The following is a 6,694-nucleotide window of genomic DNA, read 5'->3' on the forward strand; positions in this document are numbered from 1 at the left end:
ATTTTTTTTAAATAAATATTTTTCAAAGTACATCAATCTCACTTATGTCTTTGGAAAAGATTTGAATATTTTAGGCTCTGATGTTCAAACAAAGGATAAACTTCTCTTGCAAGCTGAGAGGAATGTTTCGATTGATGCCACACGCAACAGTATGGACAATCAGAATGGGAGTGAAACATCTCATGTTGCCTTGCACAATGGCTCTCATTTAAGTTCTGGAAAAGAGACCACTGTTCTCTCTGGAAAAGATATCCATATGGCTGCTTCCGATATAGATGCCAAGGGTAATGTTGCTCTTGGCGCCCAAGGGGAGATAACAATAGGGGTGAGAAACGATGAGATGGAGTATCATCTTCGCACCAAAAACACGAAAGTGGATATGCAAGCCTCTCATGCCGTTGGATCTTCGATAAAATCGGGAGGTGACACCACGGTCATTGCAGGGCAGGATGGCAAACCGCATGATCTTAGCATCACAGGCAGTTCCATTGCGGCTGATGGCAAGGTAGGGCTGAAAGCCAGCAACGATGTCCTGATCAATAATGCAGAGGATAGCTTACATTATGAGATGTCGTATCACAAAGAGGGTGGGGTGTTTAGTAGCAGCAAATCTGAGCATAACAAGATGGATGTGCGCCAAGTTGTGGGGTCAAGCATAACAGGGGGTGAAGGCATTGCCATTGACTCAGGAAATAACACGGAAGTTGTCGCCTCGACGCTCTCATAGCCGGTAAGGCAGAGGAAACGTCAGGAGAGAAAGCACTGGGAGATCAAAAACAAGCGGATATTACTATTCACTCTGGGGGAAAGATTGTCATAAAAGGCGCCCAAGAACACTTGGACCAGCAAGCACAATCGTCATCAAGTGGCTTTTTGCATGAGAAATCGTCCGATAGTTCTCAATCGCATACCACAACGGTCTCCTCTATCCTTGGGGCAACGGGCAACATCGTGTTAGACGCACAAGGAGAAGCCAAGATTTCTGCTTCTCATCTGCTTTCCGGTCAAGATATCAATGTGAGCGGAGAAAGTGTGACGATTGATGGCATGACAGATCATCATAAGAGCCATTCAGAGGAGCATGAAACAGGTTTTGGTGTGGGATCAGGCAAGGGCTTTGTGTCGATATACGGGAGTGAGGGAAAGACAGAAAATGAAGAGAGTTTTGAGCATCAAGGTTCTTCTCTCAATGCGGATGGTACGATCAATATCACTGCCAAGAAAAAAGATGTGACAATTGTTGGCTCTGATCTTGCAGGGGAAAATGTTAATCTTACCGCAGCGCATGATGTGAATGTTTCACCTGGTCATAATAGCCATAAGTCAAACTCTGTAGAAGAACGTACAGGCTTTGGCATTCAGTTTGAAAAGAGCAACAGCGGTTCTTCTGTAGGTGTTGGAATTGCAAGCGCCAAAGATACGGGCGATCAATGGGAAACCACTTCCACACAATCACACATCACGGCACGCCAAGATGTGCAGATTACTGCTGACAATGATGTGAATTTACAAGCAGCCATTGTTTCGGCGGATCGTGATGTCAACATGGATGCCGGCAATAATATCACCCTATCAGAAAGCTATGATACCTCTAACGCAAAAGAAAAGCATGAAAAGTCTTTTGCTGGTGTGACAGGCTCTGTCAATGTGGGTATTCTTGGTACAGTAAAAGATGTAAAGGATGCAGCCAAACGTTTTGGTCATGGGGATACAAAACACAAAATCGGTAATGGTCTTATTGCTGGTCTAAAAGGCTATGATCTCTATAGCAAAGGCAAAGGTCTTTATAATGAGATGAAGGGTGGAAACCTTAAACAGTCTATTCGTGATATTGCTGATGTTTCTGCTAGCGTAACCGTGGGCTTTAAGACAGAGAAGGCAGAAGCCTCTGTTCAGACTTCTACCGCGGTAACAGGTACAATAGAAGCAGGACGTGCTGTTAACATGCAAGCTCACAAAGGCAGCATCCATGGTGTTGGAGCTGATATTATCGCTGGTACCAATCCAGTCTATGCAAATGATGAGCAGAGTGGGAATGCTACATTTATATGCAATCAATAACTTATATAAAGGTAAGGGAATTTTAATTCCATTGATTTTATTAACTTATTTTTATGTCTATCCCGAACTTTTTTATAGCTTATTCTCAATCATTTTATCCAAATATGTAATCAGATTTTCCAGTATCTTACTTGACTCTTATTTTTATAAATCGTATAGTGATAGTATACGATAAGGGGTGCTAATGGCAATTGTGAGTTTCAGACATAAGGGCTTAAAATTATTTTATACAACAGGTTCCACAAAAGCTATTCGACCAGATCACGTAAAGAAATTACGCGTTATCTTAACGGCTTTAACAAGTGCTACCACGCCCGAAATGTTGAAAGCACCTGCCTTTAAAATGCATCCTCTTAAAGGTGAACTTACAGGATACTATTCTATATGGGTGAATGGAAATTGGCGTGTTACTTTTCGCTTTATAGGAACAGATGTGGAGCTTGTTGATTATCAAGATTACCATTGATGAAAGGAACGAAAATAATGATGCATAACCCCGCACATCCGGGCGAAGTTCTAAAAGTAGCTTTCTTAGACGAAATGGGGATAACAATACAAAAGTTAGCTAATCATCTCCATATGACAAGAGCTTCTCTATCAAGAGTGATTAACGGACATGCCTCTATGAGTACCGAACTTGCAGTGAAATTAGAACTAGCTGGTTTTAGTAAAGCGAAATTTTGGCTGGATATGCAAACAAATTATAATTTATGGCAAACAATGCAACAGACACAACCACCTATTTCTCCTCTGGTTTCTGAAGCACATCAAACGTCGCTTTGATTTCGTTTATAATTTTGACGGGGCTTTAGTTTTTTAGCTTCCGCCCGTTGCTCTAACCTTTTTGAAGTTTTTTAATGGCTTCTATTGCAAGGCGTTTTCTATCGGCTGTTTTGGTATAAAGGGATGCCATTTTATCTTCTGTCCAGCCAAAAAGCGCTTTCATTTGCGAAACTGTCGCACCAGCATTGGCTGCACGTGTTGCTGCTAATTTTCGCAATCCATGCGCTGATTTTTTAATACCTGCTGCATTACAAGCTTTACGAAACAGATTACCAAAACTTTCTTTGGTCAGTTTTTTACCTTCTTTACCGCAAATAAATGTTCCATCTCCAATAGGTCCAATTTTAAGTATTTCTGCGAGTTCTGGCAAAATCGGGAGAAAAACATCTGTTTTAAATTGGCTCTTTTCTGTTTTGAGATAAATGATATTATCTTTGACGTCTTTCCAGCCGATACGAACGGCATCACCACGACGCAAGCCTGTATAAAGAAGAACATCAATCCAGACGCGTTCATGTGTACCATGTGACCAACGGTGATAATATTTGTCTATGTCCTCTTCTAGCCATGGCAGCAATCCCTCACTGTTTAAAGATTTTGGTGCTTTTATATTAAAGGCAGGATTTCTATTTAAAAGGGCATTATCAACCGCCCAATTAAAGAGACCGTTTAAAGAGGTCAAAAAATGTTTTGCCGCCGCGGGGGTCTCTCGCCTTCTGTCTACGGCTTCAAGAATGTGTTGTTTGTTTATGCTTTTATATGCACGATCACCGATATGTTTAGAAACATTATTCAGAATTCGATATTTAACTTTTTTAGTAGATTCTGATTGATTATGCCATTGCATGCTTTGTAAATACTGATGCAACAACCAATCGAAAGACCCTTCTGTGAGTCTGGTACGCCTCTTTGTTTTGGAGGAGCCATTTTGAGCTTGTTTAATAGCCAGCGTATAATTATCAACAAACTCTTGCGTTCCATAGGTTCCTTCAATCCGAAACCGTGGTCCATGACCAATACGTACATACCATATAACTTTACCATGGCGTGTACGTTCACGAACAAGATGCGGCGGACGGCGTTTTGGCATGGCTAAAACTTTATACCGTCGACAGAGGGGCAACTTTTGCTGGTCTCGTAGTCTTCTTGCTCGTTTTCAAGTGGTGGAAAATCGTCAATGCTATAAGTATTATCTGTCGTTGTTGGTGTTATGGTTTTATTGATATGAATTAATAATTCCCCTGTAGGTTTGATTTCTATGAGTTCACATCCTTGTTTTTTAGCTTCTCTTAAAGCACGAGCAATAGCTGGTTGCGTGATAGTAGGTGGGCGGTGTGGCATGTTTATTCCCCTTCATTGAGATGTAATTCCCCCGTGGTGTGAATCACGCTGGTGTTTAAAAGTTGGTTTTTCGGTGTTAGAAACGGCTTATAGAGATACTATAAGATTAGTAGTTCGTTATTTTCTCATCTGGTTTTTTCTCTAGTTGAGATTCTTCTATCGTCATCAATCCAGTCGTTCCAACATACACATGCATCACCGTAAATTTTTGCATGACCGTAAATATGCGCATCACCGTAAACTTGCGCATTGCCGTAAACACGCGCCCTATCGTAAATGTATGCCTCTTCGTAAACTTGTGCATTGCCATAAACTTCTGCATTATCAAAAACGTTCGGTTCACCGCAAATATATGCATCACCGTAAACTTCTGCATGACCGTAAATGCATGGTTCATCGAAAACTTCTGCTTTGCCATAAATACGAGAATTGTCGTAAACCTCGGCATAACCGTAAACATGTGCATTTTCGTAAACCTTAGCATCATCATAAACCTTGGCATAACCCCCAACCCAGCAATTGCCATCATGACTTAGATTGTCTTCTTTCTCGATATAGCCGCCAAGATCACCTTTCTTGACGTCCCCCAAATCTCTCAATGCACGAATGCGGCGGAGCGTTTTGCGCCCAACTTCGATTGTTTCATCTGTCAGTTCGTATTTCTTTTCCATGGTTTATTTCCTTGATTTGCGTACAATCCACCCGTGGCGTGAATCACGCATTACTTGAAAGTGTTAAGAAGGGTGGGGGTGCGGGGAGGAGAGAGCACCCCCATAGGTTTAAGCAGCTTTTGCCAAAATCTTTTGCATCTCTTGTTCTATTTCCCCTAAAAAGATTTCGACAGCTTTATTAATCTCTTCAATGTATTGCTCATCACGGTTGATGCGTTTGATTTTCATTCTCAAACCAGTAGATCTGCCTACAAAGTTTGGATTATAGCTCATGAAATCACACCATTTGCGTCCAGTGCATGCCATTTGGAATTGCACCTGTGCGATATATTCAGGCTTGATTTCGTCATAAATAAAAAAACGAAGATGGTTTGTTGATTGTGGACATTTGACTTCGATTAAACCGTCCTCTCCAATGAACCCATCAGGACTTGCACCAGCCATTTTCATTTTTGGGTGTGGGATAAACCCGCATCTTGTGACTTCTGCGTCATAAATGAATTCATATTCTCTTAAGGCATTCTCTTCATGTTCAATGCCCCATTGCATAGCAGGTGTTGTATAAGATTGGCTTATTTCCCCTATTAAGCGTTCTGTCATGAGTTTCGTTTTGTAATCTTCATATTTGCTTGTAGGCAAACCTTTTGCTGTCTTACTGAGTACGTTGTAAACGTTTGAAGCAGTGACTTTACCCAAGCGCGCTTGAAACCATTCTGCTGTTCTTTGTTCCATCTCACACCGCCGTTCCCTGTTCGTGTGGCGTTTCTATATCGGCATCTTGTATAGTAGAATCTGTTTCTGCCTTTTGCCTGTTTTGTTTATCTTTCAAAAGATGTAATACCGTTTGTGCTTGTCCTTCAGACATATCGTCGAGCTTTTTGACGTTGACATAAGCAAGTATTTTTTCTTCTTCTGTTTGGGTTTGTACGACAAGTCTTCTGATTTCATTGATCTGTTGTGGAAAAGCCTTTTTAATAGGCGGGTTTCCATCTGTATCATCATCTTCACTCACGACATTAAGAAGCATGCCTAACAGATATCTGCGTGCGTATGTGATTGCAGAACCAACCGATTGTATATTTGATTTGCATCCTTTAGTGTCATAAGGAAACTTTCCTTCTGTTGAGATTTTATTTCCAGACGGATGCGTCAAAGTCATTTCTATAATTATATTGTCTGAACTCTGTTCTTTGATACGAGAAAACAAAGCAAATCGGTGTTTTGCAAGAGTGTTTTTTACAGCATCAATGTACTGGTCAAGGGTTGCATATTGGCTGTTTGTATGGGTGTTTGTAGAGTTTTTTTGTATTTTTTGATATTCTATTTGCATATTCGAAAGATCACTGGCAAATCTTTCGTAGTTTTGTCGTTCTATTTCTTTTTCTCGTAAGGCAATGAGACGCTCGAGACGGTCCATATCGACGTCATTTTCTAAGGCTCTGTTTAAAATACGTTCCATAGCAGTTTGTTTAACCGCTAAGTGATGCGTTTCTTCAATTTCTGTTAGGTTAGTGTTTAGTTCACTCATCTTGATTTCCTCCTATTTGAGCGCAATTCCCCCGTGGCGTGAATCACGCTGGTGTTAAAATCTTTGTTTTTGTTGCTAGAAACGGCTTATAGAGATACTATAAGATTAGTCGTTCGTATTTCTTTTCCATAATTGTTGCTCTTAATGCATGCTTTGTCTTTTAAGCTCTTGAGACAGCACACCAATTCCTTTTGCTGTAATTTTTGCGCAAGGAATGACTTTTTCTATTCCACTTGCGGTTTGAAGTGTGATAGTTGGACAATCCATAAGTTTCTTTTGGATTTTGTCTTGATAAGGAAGCAAATTTCCA

General features: G+C 40.7%; 7 protein-coding genes and 1 pseudogene. 3 read left to right on the forward strand and 5 right to left on the reverse strand.

Annotation, left to right across the window (positions count from 1 at the left end; genetic code table 11):
* Positions 1-40 precede the first annotated feature (40 nt).
* From ACFIMP_RS05470 to ACFIMP_RS05480, 3 genes and pseudogenes are all read left to right on the forward strand, one after another.
* Positions 41-2,037 (forward strand): annotated as a pseudogene (locus ACFIMP_RS05470) (hemagglutinin repeat-containing protein); the annotation flags it as partial.
* Positions 2,038-2,245: 208 nt separating this feature from the next.
* Positions 2,246-2,527: a type II toxin-antitoxin system RelE/ParE family toxin gene (locus ACFIMP_RS05475; RefSeq protein WP_183194586.1), complete on the forward strand. Its 282-nt coding sequence runs from the start codon at positions 2,246-2,248 to the stop codon at positions 2,525-2,527.
* A gap of 17 nt (positions 2,528-2,544) precedes the next feature.
* Positions 2,545-2,844 (forward strand): HigA family addiction module antitoxin, encoded by a 300-nt coding sequence (locus ACFIMP_RS05480; RefSeq protein ID WP_183194585.1) that lies wholly within the window; start codon positions 2,545-2,547, stop codon positions 2,842-2,844.
* 52 nt (positions 2,845-2,896) lie between these two features.
* Here the strand turns inward: ACFIMP_RS05480 and ACFIMP_RS05485 are convergent, their stop codons facing one another.
* The 5 genes from ACFIMP_RS05485 to ACFIMP_RS05505 form a co-directional block, all read right to left on the reverse strand.
* A complete protein-coding gene (locus ACFIMP_RS05485; protein WP_375686112.1) occupies positions 2,897-3,934 on the reverse strand; it encodes a tyrosine-type recombinase/integrase in 1,038 nt (345 codons plus the stop codon).
* A 2-nt stretch (positions 3,935-3,936) separates the two neighbouring features.
* Positions 3,937-4,185 (reverse strand): hypothetical protein, encoded by a 249-nt coding sequence (locus ACFIMP_RS05490; protein ID WP_015857131.1) that lies wholly within the window; start codon positions 4,183-4,185, stop codon positions 3,937-3,939.
* Between the two features lie 125 nt (positions 4,186-4,310).
* Positions 4,311-4,856, reverse strand: coding sequence for a hypothetical protein (locus tag ACFIMP_RS05495; RefSeq protein ID WP_375610752.1), 546 nt, complete (start codon positions 4,854-4,856; stop codon positions 4,311-4,313).
* Positions 4,857-4,964: 108 nt separating this feature from the next.
* Positions 4,965-5,588, reverse strand: coding sequence for a lambda exonuclease family protein (locus ACFIMP_RS05500; protein ID WP_375686113.1), 624 nt, complete (start codon positions 5,586-5,588; stop codon positions 4,965-4,967).
* Position 5,589: 1 nt separating this feature from the next.
* Positions 5,590-6,384, reverse strand: coding sequence for an ERF family protein (locus tag ACFIMP_RS05505; RefSeq protein ID WP_375686114.1), 795 nt, complete (start codon positions 6,382-6,384; stop codon positions 5,590-5,592).
* Between the last annotated feature and the right edge of the window lie 310 nt (positions 6,385-6,694).

Source organism: Bartonella sp. AP65SXKL (genome assembly GCF_042195725.1).
Classification (GTDB): domain Bacteria; phylum Pseudomonadota; class Alphaproteobacteria; order Rhizobiales; family Rhizobiaceae; genus Bartonella.

Excerpts from the sequence above, each read along its gene's own strand:
- ACFIMP_RS05505 (WP_375686114.1), bottom strand. The coding sequence starts at position 6,384 with ATGAGTGAACTAAACACTAACCTAACAGAAATTGAAGAAACGCATCAC.
- ACFIMP_RS05475 (WP_183194586.1), top strand. The coding sequence starts at position 2,246 with ATGGCAATTGTGAGTTTCAGACATAAGGGCTTAAAATTATTTTATACA.
- ACFIMP_RS05490 (WP_015857131.1), bottom strand. The coding sequence starts at position 4,185 with ATGCCACACCGCCCACCTACTATCACGCAACCAGCTATTGCTCGTGCT.
- ACFIMP_RS05500 (WP_375686113.1), bottom strand. The coding sequence starts at position 5,588 with ATGGAACAAAGAACAGCAGAATGGTTTCAAGCGCGCTTGGGTAAAGTC.
- ACFIMP_RS05485 (WP_375686112.1), bottom strand. The coding sequence starts at position 3,934 with ATGCCAAAACGCCGTCCGCCGCATCTTGTTCGTGAACGTACACGCCAT.
- ACFIMP_RS05495 (WP_375610752.1), bottom strand. The coding sequence starts at position 4,856 with ATGGAAAAGAAATACGAACTGACAGATGAAACAATCGAAGTTGGGCGC.
- ACFIMP_RS05480 (WP_183194585.1), top strand. The coding sequence starts at position 2,545 with ATGATGCATAACCCCGCACATCCGGGCGAAGTTCTAAAAGTAGCTTTC.